The sequence below is a fragment of the Streptomyces sediminimaris genome (assembly GCF_047049295.1).
GTDB classification, from domain to species: domain Bacteria; phylum Actinomycetota; class Actinomycetes; order Streptomycetales; family Streptomycetaceae; genus Streptomyces; species Streptomyces sediminimaris.
In genome coordinates this window covers 5301271-5326595 of record NZ_JBJWOT010000001.1, presented here as the reverse complement: position 1 = coordinate 5326595, position 25325 = coordinate 5301271, and the positions used below count along the sequence as shown (strand labels likewise).

At 72.5% G+C, this 25325-nt stretch carries 27 protein-coding genes; 19 read left to right on the top strand and 8 right to left on the bottom strand.

All coding sequences use genetic code 11. The features are described from left to right. The first annotated feature begins 5 nt into the window (after positions 1-5). The 3 genes from ACJ9NR_RS24875 (at position 6) to ACJ9NR_RS24865 (ending at position 1170) form a co-directional block, all read left to right on the top strand. The gene (locus ACJ9NR_RS24875; protein ID WP_412493138.1) at positions 6-215 is read left to right on the top strand and encodes an acyl-CoA carboxylase epsilon subunit; all 210 of its coding nucleotides are present in this window, start codon (positions 6-8) and stop codon (positions 213-215) included. A 133-nt stretch (positions 216-348) separates the two neighbouring features. Then, entirely contained in the window at positions 349-477 is a 129-nt protein-coding gene (gene mmpB / locus ACJ9NR_RS24870; RefSeq protein ID WP_412493137.1) for a morphogenic membrane protein MmpB, read from the top strand. Between the two features lie 72 nt (positions 478-549). Further along, positions 550-1170, top strand: a complete 621-nt coding sequence (locus ACJ9NR_RS24865; protein WP_412493136.1) for a Maf family protein — start codon at positions 550-552, stop codon at positions 1168-1170. Here the strand turns inward: ACJ9NR_RS24865 and ACJ9NR_RS24860 are convergent. Continuing rightward, positions 1139-1636, bottom strand: coding sequence for a hypothetical protein (locus tag ACJ9NR_RS24860; RefSeq protein WP_412493135.1), 498 nt, complete (start codon positions 1634-1636; stop codon positions 1139-1141). The genes ACJ9NR_RS24865 and ACJ9NR_RS24860 overlap by 32 nt on opposite strands. A 443-nt stretch (positions 1637-2079) precedes the next feature. Between ACJ9NR_RS24860 and ACJ9NR_RS24855 the strand changes: the two genes are divergently transcribed. Together ACJ9NR_RS24855 and ACJ9NR_RS24850 are read left to right on the top strand one after the other, a co-directional pair. Beyond that, positions 2080-3852, top strand: a complete 1773-nt coding sequence (locus tag ACJ9NR_RS24855) for an acetyl/propionyl/methylcrotonyl-CoA carboxylase subunit alpha (RefSeq protein WP_412493134.1) — start codon at positions 2080-2082, stop codon at positions 3850-3852. Positions 3853-4241: 389 nt separating this feature from the next. Continuing rightward, positions 4242-4790, top strand: a complete 549-nt coding sequence (locus ACJ9NR_RS24850) for a TetR/AcrR family transcriptional regulator (RefSeq protein WP_412493512.1) — start codon at positions 4242-4244, stop codon at positions 4788-4790. A 90-nt stretch (positions 4791-4880) separates the two neighbouring features. Here the strand turns inward: ACJ9NR_RS24850 and ACJ9NR_RS24845 are convergent, their stop codons facing one another. Beyond that, positions 4881-5831, bottom strand: a complete 951-nt coding sequence (locus tag ACJ9NR_RS24845) for a DeoR/GlpR family DNA-binding transcription regulator (protein ID WP_412493133.1) — start codon at positions 5829-5831, stop codon at positions 4881-4883. Between the two features lie 177 nt (positions 5832-6008). Further along, a complete protein-coding gene (locus ACJ9NR_RS24840; protein ID WP_412493132.1) occupies positions 6009-7457 on the bottom strand; it encodes an NAD(P)H-quinone dehydrogenase in 1449 nt (482 codons plus the stop codon). 130 nt (positions 7458-7587) lie between these two features. Between ACJ9NR_RS24840 and ACJ9NR_RS24835 the strand changes: the two genes are divergently transcribed. The 4 genes from ACJ9NR_RS24835 (at position 7588) to ACJ9NR_RS24820 (ending at position 11177) form a co-directional block, all read left to right on the top strand. After that, a complete protein-coding gene (locus tag ACJ9NR_RS24835) occupies positions 7588-8025 on the top strand; it encodes a gamma-glutamylcyclotransferase family protein (RefSeq protein ID WP_412493131.1) in 438 nt (145 codons plus the stop codon). A gap of 86 nt (positions 8026-8111) precedes the next feature. Then, positions 8112-8390, top strand: coding sequence for a type II toxin-antitoxin system RelE family toxin (locus ACJ9NR_RS24830; RefSeq protein ID WP_412493130.1), 279 nt, complete (start codon positions 8112-8114; stop codon positions 8388-8390). 209 nt (positions 8391-8599) lie between these two features. Beyond that, positions 8600-9424 carry a purine-nucleoside phosphorylase gene (locus ACJ9NR_RS24825; protein WP_412493129.1) on the top strand — a complete coding sequence of 275 codons (825 nt, stop codon included), beginning with the start codon at positions 8600-8602 and terminating at the stop codon, positions 9422-9424. Between the two features lie 121 nt (positions 9425-9545). Further along, positions 9546-11177, top strand: a complete 1632-nt coding sequence (locus tag ACJ9NR_RS24820) for a phospho-sugar mutase (RefSeq protein WP_412493128.1) — start codon at positions 9546-9548, stop codon at positions 11175-11177. A 420-nt stretch (positions 11178-11597) separates the two neighbouring features. Here ACJ9NR_RS24820 and ACJ9NR_RS24815 read toward each other — a convergent pair whose 3' ends face one another. Continuing rightward, positions 11598-12284, bottom strand: a complete 687-nt coding sequence (locus ACJ9NR_RS24815) for a PH domain-containing protein (RefSeq protein WP_412493127.1) — start codon at positions 12282-12284, stop codon at positions 11598-11600. Between the two features lie 303 nt (positions 12285-12587). Here ACJ9NR_RS24815 and deoC point away from each other — a divergent pair, with 303 nt between their 5' ends. Genes deoC through ACJ9NR_RS24800 form a run of 3 tightly spaced genes read left to right on the top strand, consistent with a single transcriptional unit; the run spans position 12588 to position 15894 of the window. Further along, complete coding sequence (gene deoC, locus ACJ9NR_RS24810; RefSeq protein ID WP_412493511.1) at positions 12588-13550, top strand: deoxyribose-phosphate aldolase; 963 nt, start codon at positions 12588-12590, stop codon at positions 13548-13550. Positions 13551-13562: 12 nt separating this feature from the next. After that, positions 13563-15008, top strand: a complete 1446-nt coding sequence (locus tag ACJ9NR_RS24805; RefSeq protein ID WP_412493126.1) for an aldehyde dehydrogenase family protein — start codon at positions 13563-13565, stop codon at positions 15006-15008. Then, positions 15001-15894, top strand: coding sequence for an aldehyde dehydrogenase family protein (locus ACJ9NR_RS24800; protein ID WP_412493125.1), 894 nt, complete (start codon positions 15001-15003; stop codon positions 15892-15894). The genes ACJ9NR_RS24805 and ACJ9NR_RS24800 overlap by 8 nt, the downstream gene beginning before the upstream one ends. A 505-nt stretch (positions 15895-16399) precedes the next feature. On the opposite strand, the gene ACJ9NR_RS24795 is transcribed toward ACJ9NR_RS24800, so the two are convergent. Beyond that, on the bottom strand, positions 16400-16723 hold the full coding sequence (locus ACJ9NR_RS24795; RefSeq protein WP_412493124.1) for a hypothetical protein: 324 nt from the start codon (positions 16721-16723) through the stop codon (positions 16400-16402). Positions 16724-16850: 127 nt separating this feature from the next. Between ACJ9NR_RS24795 and ACJ9NR_RS24790 the strand changes: the two genes are divergently transcribed. Beyond that, entirely contained in the window at positions 16851-17522 is a 672-nt protein-coding gene (locus ACJ9NR_RS24790; protein WP_412493123.1) for a uridine kinase family protein, read from the top strand. Between the two features lie 219 nt (positions 17523-17741). Here the strand turns inward: ACJ9NR_RS24790 and ACJ9NR_RS24785 are convergent, their stop codons facing one another. Next, the gene (locus ACJ9NR_RS24785) at positions 17742-18494 is read right to left on the bottom strand and encodes a SigE family RNA polymerase sigma factor (protein ID WP_412493122.1); all 753 of its coding nucleotides are present in this window, start codon (positions 18492-18494) and stop codon (positions 17742-17744) included. Positions 18495-18733: 239 nt separating this feature from the next. Between ACJ9NR_RS24785 and afsQ1 the strand changes: the two genes are divergently transcribed. The 5 genes from afsQ1 to ACJ9NR_RS24760 all read left to right on the top strand — a co-directional run bounded on the left by afsQ1 (position 18734) and on the right by ACJ9NR_RS24760 (position 22573). Next, on the top strand, positions 18734-19411 hold the full coding sequence (gene afsQ1 / locus ACJ9NR_RS24780; RefSeq protein ID WP_181387337.1) for a two-component system response regulator AfsQ1: 678 nt from the start codon (positions 18734-18736) through the stop codon (positions 19409-19411). Further along, on the top strand, positions 19408-20973 hold the full coding sequence (locus ACJ9NR_RS24775) for an ATP-binding protein (RefSeq protein WP_412493121.1): 1566 nt from the start codon (positions 19408-19410) through the stop codon (positions 20971-20973). Before afsQ1 ends, ACJ9NR_RS24775 begins: the two co-directional genes overlap by 4 nt. After that, complete coding sequence (locus ACJ9NR_RS24770) at positions 20970-21572, top strand: hypothetical protein (RefSeq protein WP_412493120.1); 603 nt, start codon at positions 20970-20972, stop codon at positions 21570-21572. The genes ACJ9NR_RS24775 and ACJ9NR_RS24770 overlap by 4 nt, the downstream gene beginning before the upstream one ends. Before the next feature lie 150 nt (positions 21573-21722). Then, a complete protein-coding gene (locus ACJ9NR_RS24765) occupies positions 21723-22304 on the top strand; it encodes a VanZ family protein (RefSeq protein WP_412493119.1) in 582 nt (193 codons plus the stop codon). Positions 22305-22366: 62 nt separating this feature from the next. Further along, entirely contained in the window at positions 22367-22573 is a 207-nt protein-coding gene (locus ACJ9NR_RS24760) for a PspC domain-containing protein (protein WP_412493118.1), read from the top strand. A 76-nt stretch (positions 22574-22649) separates the two neighbouring features. Here the strand turns inward: ACJ9NR_RS24760 and ACJ9NR_RS24755 are convergent, their stop codons facing one another. Continuing rightward, on the bottom strand, positions 22650-22994 hold the full coding sequence (locus tag ACJ9NR_RS24755; protein ID WP_412493117.1) for an ATP-binding protein: 345 nt from the start codon (positions 22992-22994) through the stop codon (positions 22650-22652). Positions 22995-23134: 140 nt separating this feature from the next. Beyond that, entirely contained in the window at positions 23135-24292 is a 1158-nt protein-coding gene (locus ACJ9NR_RS24750; protein ID WP_412493116.1) for an adenosine deaminase, read from the bottom strand. A gap of 113 nt (positions 24293-24405) precedes the next feature. On the opposite strand from ACJ9NR_RS24750, the gene ACJ9NR_RS24745 reads away from it, so the two are divergent. Continuing rightward, on the top strand, positions 24406-25164 hold the full coding sequence (locus ACJ9NR_RS24745; RefSeq protein ID WP_412493115.1) for an alpha/beta hydrolase: 759 nt from the start codon (positions 24406-24408) through the stop codon (positions 25162-25164). The last annotated feature ends 161 nt before the right edge of the window (positions 25165-25325 follow it).

Genomic DNA, 25325 nt, shown 5'->3' with positions numbered 1-25325 from the left:
CCGTCATGAACATCAAGGTCGTACGAGGCAACCCGACCGCCGAGGAGCTGGCCGCCGCCCTGGCGGTGGTCCGCGCCCGCGCCGCGGCGGAGGCCTCCGTCCCGCCGGGCGCGCCGCGTGAGCGCGACTCCTGGTCCGACCCGGCCCGCATCGCGTCCCACCGCCTGCCCCAGCCGGGCCCGGCGTCGTGGGCGCGCACCTACTGGCCGGGGTGAGCGCGGCCGAAACGTGGGCGGGGCCGTGCCGGTGTGCGGCTCCGCCGCGTGGCGCACGCCGCTGCGACTCCGCGCCCCAACTTGAGTACCCATACTCAGGCACCCCCGCGAGGCCAGGCCGCACGCTGGAGCCATGCTCTGGTCAGACCCCGAGGACGAGCCGCCCGAGGAACTGCGCGACGCGCAGGACATGATGCGGCGGCTCGGCCTTCTCATAGCTCTGGCCATGGTCCTGGCGATGGTCCTGATCGGACTGAGGTAGCCCCCGCCCGCCGCGGCCCGACCCGCGCGGCCCGACCCGCGGCGGGCGCCGCGGCGCGACTACGCTGAGCGCATGACAGACGCGCCCCGCCGACGCCTCATCCTCGCCTCCCAGTCCCCCGCCCGGCTCAACCTCCTGCGGCAGGCCGGCCTCGCACCGGAAGTCGTCGTCAGCGGCGTCGACGAGGACGCCGTGACCGCCCCCACCCCCGCCGAACTCGCGCTCGCCCTCGCCGAGGCCAAGGCCTCCGTGGTGGCGGCCAGGCCGGACGCGCACGGCGCCCTGGTCATCGGCTGCGACTCCGTCCTCGACCTGGACGGCGCGGCGCTGGGCAAGCCCGCCGACGCCGAGGAGGCGACGGCGCGGTGGAAGTCGATGCGCGGGCGCGCCGGCACGCTCCAGACCGGCCACTGCGTCTACGACACCGTCAGCGGCCGGTACGCCTCGGCCACCGCCTCCACCCTCGTGCGCTTCGGCGAGCCCACCGACGAGGAGATCGCCGCCTACGTCTCCTCGGGCGAACCCCTCTACGTCGCGGGGGCGTTCACGCTCGACGGCCGCAGCGCGCCCTTCATCGAGGGCATCGACGGCGACCACGGCAACGTCATCGGCATCAGCCTGCCCCTGCTGCGCCGGCTCCTCGCCCAACTGGGCGTCGGCATCACGGAGTTGTGGGCGCCGGCGGAGAAGTGACGGGGGATCCCCCGTCGTCCTCGCCGCCGCCGTTGTGCGGGGGTGCCGCGGGCGGGGCCGCGTCGGTGGGTTCCGCCGGGCTGTCGTAGGTCATCAGCAGCAGCACGATGAGTCCCAGGACGACCACCATGAACAGGAACGCGCCCCAGCCCACCAGGCCCCAGGCGAAGGCCCCCAGCAGCGCGTGCACCACGGCCGCGCTGATCAGCACGATGCGCCCGAAGCCGGCCGGCGGGCGGTCGCGCAGCGCCACCAGGAGCGCCACCAGGCCGCACAGGGCGAAGTAGAGCCCGAAGAGGATCCCGCCGACCTTCGAGGAGTTCGCCATCATGTCGGGGTCGAGTCCGGCGAGGGACATGTCCTGGCGGTCGACCACGACCCCCAGGAACCAGTTGAGCGCCGCGACCCCGAACGCCTCGACGAAGAGCACGATCGCCACGACCCATGCCACCGGTCTGCGTACCACCGGTTTCCCACCCACTTCCGACTGCCGCCCGAACCGAGCGGGCAAGGCTGCTGTCACCACACGTACGCCCGCCCGTCGCCCGACCACCACCACGCCGCGACGAGGCGCTTCGGGCCGGCAGGCCTGATTCGACATCGCGAACGCTACTAACGGGTAAACCCCGGGACAAGGGTTCTGCGCCGGGCAAAGATTCGTTGGGCCATTCGTAGGGACTCCACAAAGAAACCGAGTGGCCCGCGGCACGCTCTCACAGAGACCTTGACCACACGGGCGAGCTAGGGTTTTCCGGAGGAGTCCTGCGTGCCACGGCGCGACAAGGGCTTTCGCGGGTAGAGCAAGCCTCGCATCACGCTCCGTGTGGGCAAGCTCACCATTGGGGACGGGTCGTAGTGCCGTGTAGCCAGTCCCTAAACTCGGCTTGTTTCAAGGAGGGAGCCTCAATCGTGCGCAAGGTGCTCATCGCCAACCGTGGCGAAATCGCTGTCCGCGTGGCCCGGGCCTGCCGGGACGCCGGGATCGCGAGCGTGGCCGTCTACGCGGACCCGGACCGCGACGCTCTGCACGTCCGTGCCGCGGACGAAGCGTTCGCCCTGGGCGGTGACACCCCGGCGAGCAGCTATCTGGACATCGGCAAGGTCATCAACGCCGCCCACGAGGCCGGCGCGGACGCCGTCCACCCCGGCTACGGCTTCCTGTCGGAGAACGCCGAGTTCGCCCAGGCCGTCCTGGACGCCGGGCTGATCTGGATCGGCCCGCCGCCGCAGGCCATCCGCGACCTCGGCGACAAGGTCGCCGCCCGGCACATCGCCCAGCGGGCCGGCGCCCCGCTGGTCGCCGGCACCCCCGACCCGGTCTCCGGTGCCGAGGAGGTCCTCGCCTTCGCGGAGCAGCACGGCCTGCCCATCGCCATCAAGGCCGCCTTCGGCGGCGGCGGCCGCGGCCTGAAGGTCGCCCGCACCCTGCAGGAAGTCCCCGAACTGTACGACTCCGCCGTCCGCGAGGCCGTCGCCGCCTTCGGCCGCGGCGAGTGCTTCGTCGAGCGCTACCTCGACAAGCCCCGCCACGTCGAGACCCAGTGCCTGGCCGACACCCACGGCAACGTCGTCGTCGTCTCCACCCGCGACTGCTCCCTGCAGCGCCGCCACCAGAAACTCGTCGAGGAGGCCCCCGCACCCTTCCTCGACGACGACCAGCTCACGCAGCTGTACACCGCCTCCAAGGCCATCCTCAAAGAAGCCGGCTACGTCGGCGCCGGAACCGTGGAGTTCCTCGTCGGCCAGGACGGCACCATCTCCTTCCTGGAGGTCAACACCCGCCTGCAGGTCGAACACCCGGTCACCGAGGAAGTCGCCGGCATCGACCTGGTCCGCGAGATGTTCCGCATCGCCGACGGCGAGGAACTCGGCTACGGCGACCCCGAACTGCGCGGACACTCCTTCGAGTTCCGCATCAACGGCGAGGACCCCGGCCGGGGCTTCCTGCCCGCCCCCGGCACGGTGAGCCTCTTCGACGCACCGTCCGGGCCCGGCGTGCGCCTGGACGCCGGCGTGGAAACCGGCAGCGTCATCGGCCCCGCCTGGGACTCGCTGCTGGCCAAGCTCATCGTCACCGGCCGCACCCGCAAGGAGGCGCTGGAGCGCGCCGCCCGCGCGCTGGCGGAGTTCCGGGTGGAGGGCATGGCCACCGCCCTGCCCTTCCACCGCAAGGTCGTCACCGACCCCGCCTTCGCCCCCGAACTGACCGGCAGCAGTGAGCCGTTCACCGTGCACACCCGCTGGATCGAAACCGAGTTCACCAACGACCTGCCCCCCTTCACCGCCCCCGCCGGCACCGACACCGACGAGGAACCCGGCCGCGAGACGGTCGTCGTCGAGGTCGGCGGCAAACGCCTGGAGGTCTCCCTGCCCTCCTCCCTGGGCATGTCCCTGGCCCGCACCGGCCTGGCCGCCGGCGCCCGCCCCAAACGCCGCGCGGCCAAGAAGTCCGGCCCCGCCGCCTCCGGCGACACCCTCGCCTCCCCCATGCAGGGCACCATCGTCAAGATCGCCGTCGAGGAAGGCCAGCAGGTCCAGGAGGGCGACCTCGTCGTCGTCCTGGAAGCCATGAAGATGGAACAGCCCCTCAACGCCCACAAGACCGGCACCATCAAGGGCCTGACCGCCGAGATCGGCGCCTCCCTCACCTCCGGCGCACCCATCTGCGAGATCAAGGACTGACACCCGGAACCTCACGAGGCGCCCCGCGGACCCGCTGCTCGGGTCCGCGGGGCGCCTCGCGTCGAGGACCCACGGGTCCCGTAGCCGTACCTGGATCTGGACCTGGGACTGGGGCTGGGGCGCTGGACCTGGGACTGGGGCAGGGGCGCTGGACCTGGGGCTGGGGCTGGGACTGGTCGAGGCCGAACAGGCCGCGGTCCGGTCCGGTGCGCCCCCGCCGGCGCCTCACCGAACGCCGACAGGCCCGCTCACGCGTCCTCGATGGCATGCTGGGGGCTGGGGCCGGCAGCGGACACGCGCGAGGGCAGGCGGGAGGCACGGTGGACACGACGGCGGCGGAGACCTCCGCGCACGGCGGCACCGCGTCGGCTCCCACGACACCGCGTGCCATGCGAGCCGACGCCCGCCGCAACTACGAACGGCTGCTGGCCGAGGCCCGCTCCGCCTTCGCCGCCCACGGCACGGACGCCTCCCTGGAGGACGTGGCCCGGCGCGCGGGCGTGGGCATCGGCACCCTCTACCGGCATTTCCCCAACCGGCACGCCCTGTTGAGCGCCGTCTTCGAGGACGCGGTCGGCGACCTGCTCACCCGCTCGCGCGAACTGCTGGGCGCCCCCGAGCCCTGTGCGGCCCTGGTGACCTGGCTCCGCGAGACGGTCACGCACGCGAGCGAGTACCGCGGCCTGGCCCGGGCGCTGCTGTCGGTCTCCTCCGACACCACCTCGGCCCTGTCCCGCTGCAGCGACCCGATCCGCGAGGCGGGCAAGGCCCTGCTGCTGCGTGCCCAGGAAGCGGGCAGGGTCCGCCCCGACGTGACCATCGGCGACCTCCTCCAGCTGACCCATGCCATCGCACTGGCCGCGGAGGAGTCCCCCGCCGACCCGGACCTGGCGGACCGCCTGCTGAACCTGACCCTGCGGGGCCTCGAAGCTCCCTAGGTGGAACCAGGTGGAACTGCGCGACGGGCCGGGATCGGCCTGGCCCGGGCCGCCCACGGACACGAGCCCGGCGGTGAAGCGGCGCAGCCCTCACCGCCGCCGCATGTCGGCCACCCGCGCCCGCTGCTCCGCACCCGCCGACGTCTCACCGAGAACCGTCGCCGTCCTGAGCCCGGACGGCCCTCCCCGGCGAGGTCCCGGCAGGGCCACGTCGCGGCGCGGCTGGCGCGGGGGGACCGGATCACCGCCCGGGTTCCCCGCCGCCCCGGCCACCGCGATCTGCACTCCCTGATCGGCGAGGGCCTGCAGTTCGGTCGCCGCTCGGTCGTCATGGGCCGGCGGCTCGTCGGTCACCAGCCGCGTGATCACGTCGGTGGGCACGGTCTGGAACATCGTGTCCGTGCCCAGTTTGGTGTGATCGGCGAGGACGACGACCTCCGCGGCCGCCTGCACCAGCGCCCGGTCGACGGACGCCGAGAGCATGTTGGACGTGGACAGCCCGCGCTCGGCGGTGAGCCCGCTCCCGGAGAGGAAGGCCCGCGAGACCCGCAGGCCCTGCAGGGACTGCTCGGCGCCGCTGCCCACGAGCGCGTAGTTGGAGCCACGCAGGGTGCCGCCGGTCATCACGACCTCCACGCGGTTGGCGTGGGCCAACGCCTGAGCGACCAGCAGGGAGTTGGTGACGACCGTCAGCCCGGGCACCCGGGCGAGCCGGCGGGCCAGCTCCTGTGTGGTGGTGCCCGCCCCGACCACGATGGCCTCGCCCTCTTCCACGAAGCTGGCGGCGAGGTCCGCGATGGCCGTCTTCTCGGCGGTCGCGAGATGCGATTTCTGCGGAAAGCCGGACTCCCGCGTGAACCCGCCCGGCAGTACCGCACCGCCGTGCCGGCGGTCGAGGAGTCCTTCTGCCTCCAGTGCGCGCACGTCCCGCCGTACGGTCACTTCGGAGGTCTGGACGACGCGGGCGAGCTCACGGAGCGACACGGCCCCGTTCGCTCGCACCATTTCGAGGATCAATTGGCGACGTTCTGCAGCGAACACGAAACTGACAGTAACCCCAACGTCCGTCTGGTTTCAGCAGTTTGCGCCGAATAACAGAAGTTGTTCGCACACAGGGTCGGGAAGTGGTATAGGGCCTATCCGTCCCGCCTATGCCGCACGCATGCTCGACAACTCCCCGTGACCAGCGGGGAATCGGTTCCGGCCGCGGGCCGGAGCCTAGATCTCCCCGCTCGTCTTGCGCGTGTGGAGCTGGCGGGCGACCTCCGCGATCGACCCCGAAAGGGACGGATACACGGTGAACGCGTTCGCGATCTGTTCGACCGTCAGATTGTTGTCGACGGCGATCGAGATGGGATGGATCAGTTCCGAGGCGCGCGGCGCGACCACGACACCGCCCACCACGATGCCCGTGCCCGGACGGCAGAACAGCTTCACGAAGCCGTCCCGGATGCCCTGCATCTTCGCGCGCGGGTTGCGCAGCAGGGGCAGCTTCACGACGCGGGCGTCGATCTTGTCCCCGTCCACGTCCGCCTGCGTGTAGCCGACGGTCGCGATCTCGGGGTCGGTGAAGACGTTGGAGGAGACGGTCTTCAGGTTCAGCGGGGCCACCGCGTCGCCGAGGAAGTGGTACATGGCGATGCGCCCCTGCATGGCGGCGACGGACGCGAGCGCGAAGACGCCGGTGACGTCACCGGCGGCGTAGACGCCCGGGGCGGTGGTCCGGGAGACCTTGTCGGTCCAGATGTGCCCGGAGTCGCGCAGCCTGACGCCGGCCTCCTCCAGGCCCATGCCCTGGCTGTTGGGGATGGCGCCGACCGCCATCAGGCAGTGCGTGCCGGTGATGACGCGGCCGTCGGACAGGGTGACCTCGACGCGGTCGCCGACCCGCTTGGCGGCGGCGGCACGGGAGCGGGCCATGACGTTCATGCCGCGGCGGCGGAAGACGTCCTCCAGGACGGCGGCGGCGTCCGGGTCCTCGCCCGGCAGTACGCGGTCGCGGGAGGAGACGAGGGTGACCTTCGAGCCGAGGGCCTGGTAGGCGCCGGCGAACTCGGCACCGGTGACACCGGAGCCGACCACGATGAGCTCCTCGGGCAGCTCGGTCAGGTCGTACACCTGCGTCCAGTTCAGGATGCGCTCGCCGTCGGGCTGGGCGTCGGGCAGCTCCCGAGGGTGCCCGCCGGTGGCGATCAGCACGGCGTCGGCGGTGAGCGTCTCCTCGCTCCCGTCGGCGGCGCCGACGACGACCTTGCGGGAGCCGTCCAGGGCCTGCATGCCCTCGAGGCGGCCCCGGCCGCGCAGGACGCGGGCGCCCGCGCGCGTGACCGAGGCGGTGATGTCGTGCGACTGCGCCAGGGCGAGCCGCTTCACCCGCCGGTTCACCTTGCCGAGGTCCACGCCGACGACCCGCGCGGCCTGCTCCAGCGGTGGGGTGTCGTCGGCGACGATGATGCCGAGCTCTTCGTACGACGAGTCGAAGGTGGTCATCACCTCGGCCGTGGCGATGAGGGTCTTCGACGGCACGCAGTCGGTCAGCACCGACGCTCCGCCCAGACCGTCGCGGTCGACGACGGTCACCTCCGCGCCGAGCTGGGCGGCCACCAGGGCCGCCTCGTATCCGCCGGGTCCGCCACCGATGATCACGATCCGAGTCACGTACCCCATTGTCCCGCACTCTTCAAGGTGCTTCCGCCCGGGGGGCGGGGCCACGGGTTCGTCCAGGGCAGGGCAAGGGGTTGGCAAGAGGCCCCTGATACCGGCGGGGCCCGTGTTCCGGCTGCCGTACCCTCGACGCATGTCGCTCTACGCCGCGTACGCCGGCAACCTCGATGCGCGGCTGATGTCCCGTCGCGCCCCGCACTCGCCGCTGCGCGCCACCGGCTGGCTGAACGGGTGGCGGCTGACGTTCGGGGGCGAGCACATGGGCTGGGAGGGCGCGCTGGCGACGATCGTCGAGGACCCCCTGTGCCAGGTCTTCGTCGCGCTGTACGACATCGCGCCGGCCGACGAGGAGGCGATGGACCGCTGGGAGGGCGTCGGGCTCGGTGTCTACCGCCGGATGCGGGCGCGGGTGCACACCCTGGAAGGCGAGGAGTCCGCCTGGACCTACGTCCTGGACGGCTACGAGGGCGGTCTGCCGGCGGCACGCTACCTGGGCGAGATCGCCGATGCCGCGGAGTCCGCGGGAGCACCGCACGATTACGTGATGGAGCTGCGCAAGCGCCCCTGCTGAGGGCGGCCGGCTCCTAGACTTGGAGCATTGACGCGGCAGCGGAAGAACGCGCGGCAAGGGAAGATCGCGCGACAACGGGAGATCGCATGGCCCCCACCACGTATGACGTCTATTACACGGTGCAGGCCGCCGAGGCCCGGGACCGGCTCGACGATCGGCAGCGCACCGCCTTCGACAAGGGCATCGCCCTGCTGGCCCGCGACCCCTTCCTGCCGGTGTCGCGGCCCATAAGCTCCACCGGCGACGACCGCACGATCCGGCTCACCCAGAACGTCCTGGTGGAGTACACGGTCAGCCGCGGCCGGCTGCTGATCTTCATCGTCGAGGTCTTCAACGACAAGGACGTCCTCGTCACCGACGCGTAGCCGCCCGGACCACCGGAGCACCGCCGTCCCGGGCGGTACGCGCGGAGCCGCTCGTACCGCCGCCCGGACCACCGGCGCACAGTTCCGCCACAGGAGTCACACGGTCCCCGTCCGCCGGCCGTCTTCGTTGGAAACGACAAGACAACGATCGCCATCCCGTGAGCTCCGTCATCTACGCGCGTAGGCCGGAACCGGCTACTCTCGTCCGCGTGAACGCATCTCTTCTTCCGGACGACATCCAGGGCGACCCGCACGCCGCCGCCGACGCCGCCGCCGCGCGCCTGCGCGAACTGACCGGCGCCGAGACCCACGACGTCGCCCTCGTGATGGGCTCCGGCTGGGCGCCGGCCGTGGACGCGCTCGGCGCGCCCGAGGCCGAGTTCCCGGTCACCGAGCTGCCCGGGTTCCCGCCTCCGGCGGTGGAGGGACACGGCGGCAGGATCCGCTCCTACCGCTCCGGTGACAAGCGCGCGCTGGTCTTCCTGGGCCGGACGCACTACTACGAGGGCCGCGGCGTCGCCGCCGTCGCCCACGGCGTCCGCACCGCCGTCGCCGCCGGCTGCAAGACCGTGGTGCTGACCAACGGCTGCGGCGGTCTGCGCGAGGGCATGCGTCCCGGCCAGCCGGTGCTGATCAGCGACCACATCAACCTGACGGCGACCTCCCCGATCGTCGGCGCCAACTTCGTCGATCTCACCGACCTGTACTCCCCGCGCCTGCGCGCCCTGTGCAAGGAGATCGACGGCACGCTGGAGGAGGGCGTCTACGCCCAGTTCCCCGGCCCGCACTACGAGACGCCGGCCGAGATCCGCATGGCCCGGGTGATCGGGGCGGACCTGGTGGGCATGTCGACGGTGCTCGAGGCGATCGCCGCGCGTGAGGCGGGCGCGGAGGTGCTGGGTATCTCCCTGGTCACGAACCTCGCCGCGGGCATGACCGGTGAGCCGCTGAACCACGAGGAGGTCCTGCAGGCGGGCCGTGACTCGGCCACGCGGATGGGCTCGCTGCTGGCCCAGGTGCTCGGGCGGCTGTAGCACCGGGGCGGTACGACCAGCCCGTCCGGCGTTTGCGGACGAGGCCCTTCGGGCCGAAGGGGGGTCCGGGGCGCAGCCCCCGGGGACCCGGACCACGAGACAACGAGAGGCTGACCTCGACGTGCACGACGACCTGCTAGCCCGCGCCCGCGCTTGGCTCGCCGAGGACCCCGACGCGGAGACCCGCGACGAGCTCGCCAAGCTCATCGAGGCCGGGGACGTCACGGAACTCGCCGAACGGTTCGGCGGCACTCTGCAGTTCGGCACCGCCGGCCTGCGCGGTGAGCTCGGCGCCGGTCCCACGCGGATGAACCGCGCGGTCGTGATCCGGGCGGCCGCCGGTCTCGCCGCGTACCTGAGGAACAACGGCCAGGACGGCGGCCTCGTCGTCATCGGCTACGACGCCCGCCACAAGTCCGCCGACTTCGCCCGCGACACGGCGGCGGTCATGACGGGCGCGGGGCTGCGCGCCGCCGTGCTCCCCCGCCCGCTGCCGACCCCGGTCCTCGCGTACGCCATACGGCACCTCGGCGCGGTCGCCGGCGTGGAGGTCACCGCCAGCCACAACCCGCCCCGCGACAACGGCTACAAGGTCTACCTGGGCGACGGCTCGCAGATCGTGCCGCCCGCCGACGCGGAGATCGCCGCCGAGATCGACGCGATCGCCACGCTGGCCGACGTGCCGCGCCCGGAGGGCGGCTGGCAGACGCTCGACGAGGGCGTCCTCGACGCCTATCTCTCCCGTACGGACGCCGTACTGGCGCCCGGCTCCCCCCGCACCGCCCGCACCGTCTACACGGCGATGCACGGCGTCGGCAAGGACACCCTCCTCGCCGCCTTCGCCCGCGCGGGCTTCCCGGAGCCGGTCCTGGTCGCCGAGCAGGCGGAGCCGGACCCCGACTTCCCCACGGTCGCCTTCCCCAACCCGGAGGAGCCGGGCGCCATGGACCTCGCGTTCGCCACGGCCCGTGAGACCGAGCCCGATCTGATCGTCGCCAACGACCCGGACGCCGACCGCTGCGCCGTGGCCGTCAGGGACGGCGGCGACTGGCGCATGCTGCGCGGTGACGAGGTCGGCGCCCTGCTCGCCGCGCACCTCGTCCGGCGCGGCGTCCGGGGCACCTTCGCGGAGTCGATCGTCTCCTCCTCCCTGCTCGGCCGCATCGCCGGGAAGGCGGGACTGCCGTACGAGGAGACCCTCACCGGCTTCAAGTGGATCGCCCGCGTCGAGGGACTGCGCTACGGCTACGAGGAGGCGCTCGGCTACTGCGTCGACCCCGAGGGCGTACGCGACAAGGACGGGATCACCGCCGCCCTGCTCATCACCGAACTGGCCTCCGAGCTCAAGGAGCGGGGCCGCAGTCTGCCCGACCTCCTCGACGACCTCGCGGTGGAGCACGGTCTCCACGCCACCGACCAGCTCTCGGTCCGCGTCGAGGACCTCTCGGTCATCGCCGACGCGATGCGGCGCCTGCGCGAGCAGCCGCCGACCGAGCTCGCGGGTCTGGCCGTCACCCGGGCCGAGGACCTCAGCCGGGGCACGGAGACCCTTCCGCCCACCGACGGCCTGCGCTACACGCTGGACGGCGCCCGGGTCGTCGTCCGCCCCAGCGGTACCGAGCCCAAGCTGAAGTGCTACCTGGAGGTCGTGGTCCCGGTCACCACGCACGCCGGCCTCCCCGCGGCCCACGCCACCGCGACCGTCCGCCTCACGGCGCTCAAGCGGGACCTGTCGGCCGTGGCCGGCATCTGAGGCCACACCCGCCCCACGAACCCACCCGCACGAACCGCACCGGCCACCCACCCCTCACCCACGACTCACCCCGACCATGGCGACGGACGGTGGTGCGAGGGGGGCGGGGGTGCGGGGGCGGTGGTGCGAGGGGGCGGTGGTGCGGGGGGCGGTGATGCGAGGGGACGGTGGTGCGGGGGGCGGTGATGCGGGGGGCGGTGATGCGAGGGGACGGTGGTGCGAGGGGAGCAGCGGCGCGGGCAGCACGGTGGCCTCGGGGGTGCGGCGGCGCGGGCCACACGGCGACCCTGGGGATACGGCGGCGCGGGCGGAACGCCCCACCCCCCGGCATGACCGCACGCCCGACCCCCGGCAGGGGACGGCACGCCCGACCCCCCGCAGAGGACCGCGCGCCCGACCCCCGGCAGGGGACTGCGCCCGTCAGCCCATCGCCACCAGGATCGCCAGCAGTACCGCTCCGGCCAGGGCCGGGCCGGCGATCTCGTAGGCCCAGCGGACCGTCACCTCGCCCTGCGCCGTCTCGGACTCCCCCTTGGTCTCCAGCAGTTCGCGCAGGTCGTCCATGACCTTGTCGGTCTCGGCGCGCCTGGGCCCGTCGGAGACGTCGGCGTCGCGGGAGAGCCCGCCGAGTCCGAAGCCGCCGCCGCGGCGCCCGCCCCGGCCGCTCGCCTCGGCGGCGCGCTGCGCGTTCGCCCTGGCGTCCCGCACGGCCGCCTTCTTCCGGGCCCGCAGCGAGACGGGAACGGCCCACAGCTGGTACTTGCGGCCGGACGCCGCGACGACCTCGTTGGAGTAGCCGGAGCGCAGCGAGACGATCTGTCCCCAGGGCACCGTGATCACGCGGAAGGGGTTGCGGATGCGCAGCCGCTCCTCGTTGGCGAACACGGCGGGGCGCAGCGTGAAGGCCACGACCAGCGGGACGAGGAAGATCATCGTGGCGAGCGCCAGCCACGGGGTGCGGTCGCGCCCGTTGACGATCGCGTCGATGCCGAGCCAGGCCACGATGGACAGCAGCAGGACGCCGCCGACCATGCCCGCGGGAGAACGGTAGGGGCGGTCCTTCTGCTGCGGTACAGGCGTCGGCGGCTGGGGATCGGGGGTCGTCATGGTTGCGATTGTGCCGTATACCCTCGGCGCTTCACCGATCGCCCGGGCCCGGCAGCGGGCCAGGCGGGCGCCCGGCGGCCGGGCGCCCGCCGCCGGTCGCGCCGGCCCCCGGCGCCCGCAAGCGCCCCGGATGCGCCCGGAAGCGTCCCGGGCGCACCCCGCAAGCACCCCGGGCGCACCCGGCGACGGGCCGCGTCGCGCCCTCGACGCGGGCGTCCGGCCCCCCGGCTGTCCGTCTCCTCGGCTGTCCGTCTCCTCGGGCTGTACAGCTGCTACGCGCGTAGATATGCTCGTCTGGTGACCATGCCCACCAACGCACCCTCCGCCGCACACGCACTGACGGACGTCACCACGTCCGACCGCACGCTGCGCCGCTTCCTGCACGGGCTGCCCGGCGTCGACGCGGTCGGCCTGGAGGCGCGCGCCGCCTCGCTCGGCACCCGTTCCATCAAGACCACCGCGAAGGCGTACGCCATCGACCTCGCCATCTCGATGGTCGACCTGACGACGCTGGAAGGCGCGGACACCCCGGGCAAGGTCCGGGCGCTCGGCGCCAAGGCGGTCCGGCCCGACCCGACGGACCGCACGGCTCCGCCGACCGCTGCGGTCTGCGTCTATCCCGACATGGTGCCCGTGGCCAAGAAGGCCGTCGCCGGGTCGACCGTGAAGGTCGCCTCGGTCGCCACCGCCTTCCCCGCGGGCCGCGCCCCGCTCTCCGTCAAGCTGGCGGACGTGCGCGAGGCCGTCGCCGCGGGCGCCGACGAGATCGACATGGTCATCGACCGCGGGGCCTTCCTGGCCGGCGACTACATCAAGGTGTACGACGAGATCGCCGCCGTGAAGGAGACCTGCGGGACCTCCGCCCGCCTGAAGGTCATCTTCGAGACGGGCGAGCTGTCGACGTACGACAACATCCGGCGCGCGAGCTGGCTCGGCATGCTGGCGGGCGCCGACTTCATCAAGACCTCCACCGGCAAGGTGGCGGTGAACGCGACGCCGGCGAACACCCTGCTGATGCTGGAGGCGGTGCGCGACTTCCGCGCCCAGACCGGAGTGCAAGTCGGCGTGAAGCCGGCCGGCGGGATCCGTACGTCCAAGGACGCGATCAAGTTCCTGGTCCTGGTCAACGAGACCGCCGGCCCGGACTGGCTGGACAACCACTGGTTCCGCTTCGGCGCCTCCTCGCTCCTGAACGACCTGCTGATGCAGCGTCAGAAGCTGGCCACCGGCCGCTACTCCGGCCCCGACTACGTGACGGTGGACTGAGACCACATGACCATGGAAAACAAGCCTTCCGCATTCGTGTACGCCCCGGCGCCCGAGTCCCGCTCGATCGTCGACATCGCCCCGTCCTACGGCCTGTTCGTCGACGGCGAGTTCACGGAGGCCGCCGACGGCAAGGTGTTCAAGACCGTCTCGCCGTCCACCGAGGAGGTCCTCTCCGAGGTCGCCCAGGCCGGCGAGGCGGACGTGGACCGCGCGGTGAAGGCCGCCCGCAAGGCCTTCGGGACGTGGTCGGCGCTGCCCGGTGCCGAGCGCGCCAAGTACCTGTTCCGCATCGCCCGGATCATCCAGGAGCGCAGCCGTGAGCTGGCGGTCCTGGAGACGCTGGACAACGGCAAGCCGATCAGGGAGACGCGGGACGCGGACCTGCCGCTGGTCGCCGCGCACTTCTTCTACTACGCCGGCTGGGCCGACAAGCTGGGCCACGCGGGCTTCGGCGCCGATCCCCGGCCGCTGGGTGTCGCGGGCCAGGTCATCCCCTGGAACTTCCCGCTGCTGATGCTGGCGTGGAAGATCGCCCCCGCGCTCGCCACCGGCAACACCGTGGTCCTCAAGCCCGCCGAGACCACCCCGCTCTCCGCCCTCTTCTTCGCGGACATCTGCCGCCAGGCCGGTCTGCCCAAGGGCGTCGTCAACATCCTTCCGGGATACGGCGACGCGGGCGCCGCGCTGGTCGCGCACCCGGACGTGGACAAGGTCGCCTTCACCGGCTCCACGGCCGTCGGCAAGCAGATCGCGCGGACGGTCGCGGGCACCCGCAAGAAGCTCACGCTCGAACTGGGCGGCAAGGGCGCCAACATCGTCTTCGACGACGCCCCGGTCGACCAGGCGGTGGAGGGGATCGTGGGCGGCATCTTCTTCAACCAGGGCCAGGTGTGCTGCGCGGGCAGCCGGCTGCTGGTCCAGGAGTCGATCGAGGAGGAGCTGCTCCAGGCGCTGAAGCGCCGCCTGTCGACGCTCCGGCTCGGCGACCCGCTGGACAAGAACACGGACATCGGCGCGATCAACTCCGCGGAGCAGCTCGCGCGCATCACCTCGCTCGTCGAGCAGGGCGAGGCGGAGGGCGCCGAGCGCTGGTCCCCCGCCTGTGAACTCCCCGAGAACGGCTACTGGTTCACTCCGACGCTGTTCACGAACGTCACCCAGGCGCACACCATCGCCCGCGACGAGATCTTCGGCCCGGTGCTGTCGGTGCTGACCTTCCGCACCCCCGACGAGGCGGTCGCCAAGGCGAACAACACCCCCTACGGCCTCTCGGCGGGCATCTGGACGGAGAAGGGCTCGCGCATCCTCGCGGTGGCGAACAGGCTCCGCGCGGGCGTCGTCTGGTCCAACACGTTCAACAAGTTCGACCCGGCCTCGCCGTTCGGCGGCTACAAGGAGTCGGGCTTCGGCCGCGAGGGCGGCCGCCACGGCCTGGAGGCGTACCTCGATGTCTGACCGTTTGAGTGTCTTCAAGACCTACAAGCTGTACGTCGGCGGGAAGTTCCCGCGTTCCGAGAGCGGCCGGGTGTACGAGGTGACCGACAAGAAGGGCCACTGGCTGGCGAACGCACCCCTGTCGTCCCGCAAGGACGCCCGTGACGCGGTGGTCGCCGCCCGCAAGGCGTTCGGGGCGTGGTCCGGCGCGACGGCGTACAACCGCGGCCAGGTCCTCTACCGCGTCGCCGAGATGCTGGAGGGCCGCAAGGAGCAGTTCGTCCGCGAGGTCGCCGAGTCGGAGGACCTGTCGAAGTCGAAGGCGGCCGCCGCCGTCGACGCGGCGATCGACCGCTGGGTCTGGTACGCGGGCTGGACCGACAAGATCGCCCAGGTCGTGGGCGGCGGCAACCCGGTCGCGGGCCCCTTCTTCAACCTCTCCGCGCCGGAGCCGACGGGCGTGGTCGTGGTGCTCGCGCCCCAGGAGTCGTCCTTCCTGGGCCTGGTCTCGGTGACCGCCCCGGTGATCGCGACCGGCAACACGGCGGTCGTGATCGCGAGCGAGAAGTCCCCGCTGCCCGCGCTGTCCCTGGGCGAGGTGCTGGCCACCTCCGACCTCCCCGGCGGCGTGGTCAACGTCCTCTCCGGCCGTACGGCGGAGATCGCCGCACCGCTCGCCGCGCACCAGGACGTCAACGCGATCGACCTCGCGGGCGCCGACGACGTCCTGGCGAAGGAGCTGGAGATCGCCGCGGCGGACAACCTCAAGCGGGTCCTCCGTCCACAGCCTGTGGACGAGGCCGGCTGGTCGGCGCAGCCGGGGACCGGCCGCATGACGGCGTTCCTGGAGACGAAGACGGTCTGGCACCCGACGGGCGCGCTGGGCGCGTCCGGCTCGTCGTACTGAGCCGTACCAGCCCCTCACGACCGGAGAGCCGCGTCCCCTTCCGTCCAGGGGCGGCGCGGCTCTCCGCTCGCAGACGCCCTGGCACTCGCGGATTACCAGCGACGCAAGGCAGAGGGGACGCTCGAACCAGGCATCCCCATGGACGAGGTGCGCCGGCGACTGGGGCTCGAAAAGAAGTGACCTACGAGATCACCTTCGAGCCGCGGGCTCTGGACTCCGCAGCCCGATTCCCGAAAGAAGACCCGAGCGGCCTCGCAGTCGTCCTGAACACCATCGACGAACAGGCCCGAGCCGCGCCCCGCGGCGTCAGTTCCTTACGGATCGCCCGATGTACGACACCTGCACGTCGGCGACTACCGGGTGCTCCATCTCATCGATGACGAGGTGATCCGGATCCTCGTCACCCGCCTCGGGCGCACGGCCTGAGAGCAGACGAGAGCCGCGTCCTCCCTCCATCCGGGCAGGACGCGGCTCTCCTTCGTGCGCGGCCGCGACGCGCGCCCCGTCAGGACAGGCCGCTCGCCCCGCCGCCCAGCAGTCCCGCGACCCCCTCGATCGCGGGGACGGCGCCGATCGGGCCGGTCTGGGTGACCGGGCCGGTCAGCTGGGAGAGCGGGATGTCGACGCCGTTGCCGTGCGGGTCGCCGGCGGCACCCCTGAGGATCGTGACGTCGCCCCCGACGCCCTGCACCGGACCGGCCTGCGGCGCGGCGGCGGAGGCCGCGGACGCCGTCGCCGCTCCCGCCCCCAGGGCGGCCGTCGCGGCCGCGAGGGCGATCAGGGCGCGCGCGGCGGCGGAGTCGAGGGGGGAGGAGTGGTGTCGTGCCATGGCTGGGGCCACCTTCGAACGCATCGAGTGATCGGATCGACACGAAGGGTAGTTGAGGTGTGACGCGCGCTCAAAAGCCGACCCGCGGGGTCGGCAGGGCGTACGGGATGCGTCAGACTGGTGTCCCGTGAGCATCCATCCCTCCCCGCCCGCCCGCGTCGTGCTGCTCTGCGGGCCCTCGGGCTCGGGCAAGTCCCTGGTCGCCGCCCGCTCGGGCCTGCCCGTGCTGCGTCTCGACGACTTCTACAAGGAGGGCGCGGACCCGACGCTGCCGCTCGTGGCGGGCAGCGGGGACATCGACTGGGACCACCCGGACTCCTGGGACACGGAGGCGGCCGTCGCCGCGATCGCGCAGCTGTGCCGCACGGGCCGTACGAACGTCCCCGTCTACGACATCTCGCTCTCCGCCCGCACCGGCGAGGAGACCGTCGACATCGGACGGACCCCGGTCTTCGTCGCGGAGGGCATCTTCGCGGCCGAGATCGTCGAGCGCTGCCGGGAGCTGGGGCTGCTGGCCGACGCGCTGTGCCTGAGCCGCGGCGCGGTCCGCACCTTCCGCCGCCGCTTCCTGCGCGACCTCAGGGAGGGCCGCAAGTCGGTGCCGTTCCTGCTGCGCCGCGGCTGGCGGCTGATGCGCGAGGAGCGCTCGATCGTCGCCCGCCAGACCGCCCTCGGCGCGCACGCCTGCGACCGGGACGAGGCCCTGGGCCGGCTGGCGGCCGCCGACGGGGGTCCCCCCGCGCGAGCGCATTCGAGCGTGGGGGAGGGCCGGCGCCCGGCGGCGGCGCCCACGAGCTGAGCGCGGGCCCCACGGGCCGGGCGCCGGCCGCGGGGCCGCAGCCGGCGCGCACACGAAAAGCGGGACTGGACGGACCCCCCGGCCCTCCAGTCCCGCTCTCCCCCGTTCCCCCGTGGTGCTCCCCCCGGGTTGCCGGTCCCCCATGACCCCCGTCTCCCCCGTGGGTCCCCCCGGGCGACCGTTCCCCGTTCTTCCCCCGTTCCCCGTTCCCCCGTACCCTCAGGCGACGAGCTCCCCGAAGGCGTCCTCCTCGTCACGGCCGAAGCTGAGGACCTGGTCCTCGCGCAGCCGGCGCAGGGAGCGCCAGATGCTGGACTTCACCGTGCCGACACTGATGTCGAGGATCTCCGCGATCTCCGGGTCGGTGCGGCCCTCGTAGTAACGCAGGACCAGCATCGTGCGCTGGAGTTCGGGCAGCCGGGCGAGCGCCTGCCACAGGACGGCGCGCAGTTCGGTGCCGCGCATCGCGTCCGTGTCGCCGGGCGTCTCCGGCAGCTCCTCGGTCGGGTACTCGTTCAGCTTGCGGCGGCGCCACGCGCTGATGTGCAGATTGGTCATGGTGCGGCGGAGGTATCCGCCGACCGCCGCCTTGTCGCTGATCCGGTCCCACGCCCGGTACGTCGAGAACAGCGCGCTCTGCAGCAGGTCCTCGGCCTCGAAGCGGTCACCGGTCAGGTGGTAGGCGGTCGCGTACAGGGAGGCGCGGCGCTCCTGGACGTAGGCGGTAAACGCCGCTTCGGCATCTACAGTCTCCGACAGCGAGCGGCGCTCCCCCGAGTCCTCCCTGTACGCGCTTCCCCCGTGGGTCTCCCCCGTGATGTCAACCACCGACATGTACCCGGTGTGCTGACGCCCGGCACCGCGAGCGCACCCCCGCCCTCCCGCGCCGGACTTCTCTGAACCCCGGCCCCCGTTCACGTCGTGCAGGCGCGTGACCACTGCGCTGGTGCTGGTGCCGTGCAGCGTGTTCATCTCGCGCCCCCCGTCGTGGACTTCCGGTGTTCGGTCTTCTCAGGCGGTGCTTCCTTGCCTGTGCCGAAAAGCTTGCCCGGGCACCTTCATCGCCGTGTCAGCCGACTGTCACAGACCTGTCACAGGGGTCCCTCGTACGCACGGCACAGCGCCCTCACACGGAGGAGTGGCAGGCGCGCTCCGGGCCCGTCCCGTACAGGAGTCGAAACCGTGGCCTGCCATGGGCCAGAATGAGCCTCGTGCCTTCCCTGTTGCTGATCGAGGACGACGACGCCATCCGTACGGCCCTGGAGCTGTCCCTTACGCGCCAGGGACACCGGGTTGCCACCGCTGCCACCGGTGAGGACGGTCTGAAGCTGCTGCGCGAGCAGCGGCCGGACCTGATCGTGCTGGACGTGATGCTGCCCGGCATCGACGGGTTCGAGGTGTGCCGGCGCATCCGGCGCACCGACCAGCTGCCGATCATCCTGCTGACCGCCCGCAGCGACGACATCGACGTGGTGGTGGGCCTGGAGTCCGGCGCCGACGACTACGTCGTCAAACCCGTCCAGGGCCGGGTGCTGGACGCCCGCATCCGGGCCGTGCTGCGGCGCGGCGAGCGGGAGGCGAACGACTCGGCGACCTTCGGCTCCCTGGTGATCGACCGCGCGGCCATGACCGTGACCAAGAACGGCGAGGACCTGCAGCTCACCCCGACCGAGCTCAGGCTGCTGCTGGAGCTCAGCCGGCGGCCCGGACAGGCCCTGTCGCGGCAGCAGCTGCTGCGGCTGGTGTGGGAGCACGACTACCTCGGCGACTCCCGGCTGGTGGACGCGTGCGTCCAGCGGCTGCGCGCCAAGGTCGAGGACGTCCCGTCGTCCCCGACGCTGATCCGTACCGTGCGCGGCGTGGGCTACCGGCTGGACACCCCTCAGTGACACCAGTGCGAGGGGGGGCTCGCGGCTGGGCCGCGAGCCGCAGGGGACATCTGTCGCGGCTGCGGTTCACCAGTCTCCGGCTGCGCCTGGTCGTGGTGTTCGGGCTGGTGGCGCTCACCGCCGCGGTGTCCGCGTCCGGGATCGCCTACTGGCTCAACCGCGAGGCCGTGCTCACCCGCACCCAGGACGCGGTGCTCGGCGACTTCAAGCAGGCCATGCAGAACCGCGCGGGCACCCTGCCCCCGCACCCCACCCAGGACGAACTGCAGCACACCGCGGGCCAGATGGCGAACACCAGCCAGCGCTTCAGCGTGCTGCTCGTCGCCGAGGACTCCGACGGCCGGACGGTGTACGGCAGTTCGGGCGGCCTGGACGGCTTCTCGCTCCAGGACGTGCCCGCGTCGCTCAGGGCGGCCGTGAACAAGAGGCAGGCGGTCGACTCGGGCAACAAGTACGCGTACCACCTGTACTGGCAGCGTGTCGTCGACCACGGCACGCCGTACCTGGTGGCCGGCACCCGCGTGATCGACGGCGGTTCGACCGGCTACATGCTCAAGTCGCTGGAGCCGGAGGCCAAGGACCTCAACTCGCTCGCCTGGTCGCTGGGGATCGCCACCGGGCTCGCGCTGATCGGCTCCGCGCTGCTCGCGCAGGCGGCCGCCTCCACCGTGCTCAAGCCCGTGCAGCGGCTGGGCGTGGCCGCCCGGCGGCTCGGCGAGGGCAAGCTGGACACCCGGCTCAGGGTGTCGGGGACGGACGAACTCGCCGATCTGTCCCGGACGTTCAACAACGCGGCCGAGGCGCTGGAGAAACGGGTCGCCGACATGGCCGCGCGGGACGAGTCCTCCCGCCGCTTCGTCGCCGACATGAGCCACGAACTGCGCACGCCCCTCACGGCGATCACCGCGGTGACGGAGGTGCTGGAGGAGGAGCTGGAGGCGGAGTCGGGGTCGATGGACCCGATGATCGAGCCCGCCGTACGGCTCGTGGTCAGCGAGACCCGGCGGCTCAACGACCTGGTGGAGAACCTGATGGAGGTCACCCGCTTCGACGCGGGCACCGCCCGGCTGGTCCTCGACGACGTGGACATCGCCGACCAGATCACCGCCTGCATCGACGCCCGCGCGTGGCTGGACGCGGTCGAGCTGGACGCCGAGCGCGGTGTCCACGCCCGGCTCGACCCGCGCCGCCTGGACGTGATCCTGGCGAACCTCATCGGCAACGCCCTCAAGCACGGCGGCTCCCCGGTGCGGGTCTCGGTGCGCGCGACGGACGACGAGGTGGTCATCGCGGTGCGCGACCACGGCCCCGGCATCCCCGAGGAGGTCCTGCCGCACGTCTTCGACCGCTTCTACAAGGCGAGCGCGTCCCGGCCGCGCTCCGAGGGCAGTGGCCTGGGCCTGTCCATCGCCATGGAGAACGCCCACATCCACGGCGGCGGGATCACCGCCGCGAACTCGCCCGAGGGGGGAGCGGTGTTCACGCTGCGGCTGCCGCGCGACGCCTCGGAGCTCGCGGAGGAGTCCGAGAAGGACGCGGGGAAGAACGGGGACGCCACGTGAACGTACGACGGCTGCCGGTGATCGCCGTCCTGGCCGCCCTGCTCGCCGGGTGCGGCATCCGCTCCACGGAGGTGCCCACCGACTTCGGGGCGGCGCCCTCACGGGTGCAGTGCTCGCTCGCCGAGCCGCAGGTCGCGGCGCAGGCCTCGCGCGGACTGCCGGTGCAGGTGTTCCTGCTGTGCGGCTCGTCGCTGGTCGCCGTCGACCGTACGGTACGGGTGCCGGACGGCACGGCGGACTCGCAGCGGCGGGTGCTGGTGGCGCAGGGGCTGCTGGACCAGCTGGCGGCGACGCCGTCGGCCGCCGAGAAGGAGGCCGGGTACACCACGGACGTGCGCGGCGGCATGAACGTCGGCGGCCCGCGCGCCGGCGACCCCGAGGACACGCTCCGCCTCAGCACCTCGCCCCGCGACCTCACGTCCTACGCGCTGGCCCAGGTCGTCTGCACCTTCTCCGACTCGACGGCGGCCGAGGGCGACGGTTCGGTCATCCTCGGCGGCCCCGGCCGCGAACCGCTGCGCCGCTACGAGTGCACCGACGAGGTCCGCTCCCGTCCCGGCACCACGCAGCCGCCGTCGAGCGAGGTCACGGGCGGCTGACGCGGCGCGGGCGGGCCGCGGGCCGGGCAGATGGCGCGTCGGCGCCCCCTGGGGCGAACGGGGCCCGGCGGGGGCGTGTGGCGGATGCCTCACACGGCCACCTCGGCGCGCCCCGGAACCGATCCTGCCGGAGGCCGCGTCTAGGGGGGCGTGCAGCGTCAAGGCTCCATCGGCGGCAGCGCCGCGATCCGCATCCGTGTGACAGGGGGTGTCCTCCTCGTCGCACACCTCGCGCTCGTCGCCTGGCTCACGCTGCGTCCGCTGGACGTGCCCTGGGTGACACCGCCCAATCTGCGGCCGTTCGCCGGTATCCGGGCCGATCTCGCGCTGGGCGGGCCGGTGGCGGCCCGCCGTATCGCCGAGGGGCTCGCCCTCCTCGCGCCCCTCGGGGTGCTGCTGCCGATGGCCCACGGCAGGCTCCGGGCCTCCTCGTTCGCCTCCGCCGTCCGTACGGTCGCCGCGGGCGCCCTGGTCTCCCTGGGCATCCTGCTGCTGCAGACGGGTGTGCCGGGCCGGGTCCCGGACGTCGACGCGCTGCTGCTGAACACGGTGGGCGTGGCCGTGGCGCACCTCGCCGTCGTCCCCGCGGCCCGCTCCCGGCTGCGCCGCAGGTCCGAGCGGAGGCGGCGCGCGGCCGTCCGCCAGGAGGAAGCGGCTCAGGGTCGGACCCCGACGTTTCCCAGGGTCGGAATCGCACCGTGGAGCGACGCTTTGCCCCCTTCGTCGCCGTAGCGTTGAAGACAGATGAGGCAGCCGGTCGAGGCGCCTCACCGACGCTCACGAAGGAGCCGCACATGTCCGCCCTCGTCCGCCCCACCGATGGCCGCATGATCGCAGGAGTGTGCGCCGGTCTGGCGCGGCGCTTCGGCACCTCGGCGACCACGATGCGCGTGATCTTCCTGCTCTCCTGCCTGCTGCCGGGCCCGCAGTTCCTGCTCTACATAGCGCTGTGGATCCTGCTCCCCTCGGAGGAGAAGGCGGCCGCCCGCTCGGCCTGGTGACACCTGCTCGTACGTACGCCGCAGGGGCGCACCCCCGTGTCCGGGGTGCGCCCCTGCGGCGCGTGAGGCGGGCGGATCAGCCGCCGAGCGGCAGGCCCTTCACCGGCACGCCGCCCTGCACCGGCAGACCGCCGAGCAGCCCGGCGACCGGCGTGGACGGGCCGTCGGCGATGGCCCGCTGGGCGGCCGGCTGCACGGAGGCCAGACCGCGCTCGATGGCCGGCTTGCCCTGGGCCACCGCCGCCTGGGCGCCGGGGAGCGCCTGGGAGACGTTCTGCGCCGGGAGCCGGCTGGTGACGGAGTCCAGCGTCCCGGTGGCGTCCGGAACCGCCGAAGCCGCGTTCGCGGCGCCCGCGCCCGCGGCTGCGAAAGCGGCACCGAGAGCGGCGACACCGAGGGTCTTGGCAGCAGACTGCTTCATGAAATGCGTCCTCGAAAATGGGGTACGGGGAAGTGAGCGGTGGGCACGACCGTAAGCACGCACACCTGCCCGCCGCAAACATCGAAATGCGGACGGGTTGTGAATTCCCGTCCGCACTCCATTCACCCCGATTTCCCCGGTCAGCTCTCCGATTCCATGGAACCGCTGGTGGAGGCGGTCTGCTGGAACAGCCATTCGGACTTCAGCTCGGCATATCCGGGCTTGATCACGTCATTGATCATCGCCAGTCGTTCATCGAAAGGAATGAACGCTGATTTCATCGCATTGACGGAGAACCACTGGAGGTCGTCGAGCGAATAACCGAACGCGTCGACCAGATGCTCGAACTCCCGGCTCATGCTCGTACCCGACATGAGCCGATTGTCCGTATTGACGGTCGCGCGGAAGTGCAGCCGCCGCAGCAGACCGATCGGATGCTCGGCGTACGACGACGCCGCGCCGGTCTGGAGGTTGGAGCTGGGGCACAGCTCCAGCGGGATGCGCTTGTCGCGGACGTAGGAGGCGAGCCGGCCGAGCTTCACCGAGCCGTCGGCGAGCACCTGGATGTCGTCGATGATGCGCACGCCGTGCCCGAGCCGGTCGGCACCGCACCACTGCAGCGCCTGCCAGATGGAGGGAAGCCCGAAGGCCTCGCCGGCGTGGATGGTGAAGTGGTTGTTCTCGCGCTTGAGGTACTCGAAGGCGTCGAGGTGCCGGGTGGGCGGGTAGCCGGCCTCGGCGCCCGCGATGTCGAAACCGACGACGCCCAGGTCCCGGTAGCGGTTGGCGAGTTCCGCGATCTCCAGGGCGCGTGCGGCGTGCCGCATGGCGGTGAGCAGGGCGCCGACACGGATGCGGTGGCCGTTCTCCCGGGCGAGCCGTTCGCCTTCCCGGAAGCCCTCGTTGACGGCCTCGACGACTTCCTCGAGGGTGAGACCGCCTTCGAGGTGCTGCTCGGGGGCGTAGCGCACCTCGGCGTACACCACCCCGTCCTCGGCGAGGTCCTCGGCGCACTCGCGGGCGACCCGGACGAGGGCGTCGCGGGTCTGCATCACGCCGACGGTGTGGGAGAAGGTCTCCAGGTACCGCTCCAGCGAACCGGAGTCGGCGGCCTCGCGGAACCAGAGGCCGAGCTTGTCGGGATCGGTCTCCGGGAGGCGTGCGTAGCCCGTTTCCCGGGCGAGTTCGACGATCGTGCCCGGGCGGAGGCCGCCGTCGAGGTGGTCGTGCAGCAGAACCTTCGGCGCCCGGCGGATCCGGTCCGGCGTCGGAGTCTTCGAGATGGCCTGGCTCGTCATTTCGGCACTCTACCCCCTACGCGCGTAGATCGCGCACTGTACAGTTCCGTCGATACGTAACGGTGACCGCAAGTACGGGTCAGGTACACCCACCCTTCTGACACTGTTCTGTCATGGCGCACCAAGCGATGCCGATCCGGGCCCGGCTGGGGCGGGCGCTCGGCCCGGAGCCGACCGCGGTGAGCGGAGTGGTCCTGCTGCTCCCCGGCGGTGCCGAGGAGTCGGCCCGCAGACCCTCCCCCGTACTGGCGACCGCGTCCGTACGCGCACTGGGCAGACGGCTGGCCCGCGCGGGCCGCGAGGAGGGACTCGCCACGCACGTCGTCCACTACCGCTACCGCGGCTGGAACGGCAGCGAGGCCCATCTCGCCCGCGACGCCTCCTGGGCCGCCGACGAGGTCGTACGGCGCTACGGCGACGTCCCCGTCTGCCTCGTCGGCATCGACATGGGCGGCCGGGCGGCGCTGCGCGCGGGCGGGCACGAGGCCGTCAACTCCGTTCTGGCGATCGGCCCCTGGCTGCCGGAGGAGGACGTCGCCGCCTCGCCCGAACCGGTGAAGCAGCTCGTGGGGCGGCGGGTGCTGATCGTGCACGGCACGAGCGACGGCGTCTGCGACCCCGAGCTGTCCTTCCGGCTGGCGGCGCGGGCGAAGAAGGCGAACCGGGACGTCTGCCGCTTCGAAGTGCACTCCGACGGGCACGGATTGCACCAGTACCGCGGTGAAGTGCAGGCGCTGGCCGAGAACTTCGTGATGGGCACCCTGTTCGGCAGGCGGTTCTCCCGGCCGCTCGAGGACGCGTTCGCCGCTCCGCCCCCCTTGGGTCTGCGGATGCCGCTCGCCGTGGGGTTCGGCAAGTCGTTGCGCCGCTGACCGGGGCCCGGAACGGCCCGGCGGGGCCTGCCGCGGTGCGGCGTGCCGGGGGGCGCCGCGCTTCGGCGGCACCTTCGCGGGCAGGAGGGCTGCGCGACCGGCCACGACCGCACCGCGGGCCGGACGCGCGGGCCGGACACCGCGGGCCGGACACCGCGGGC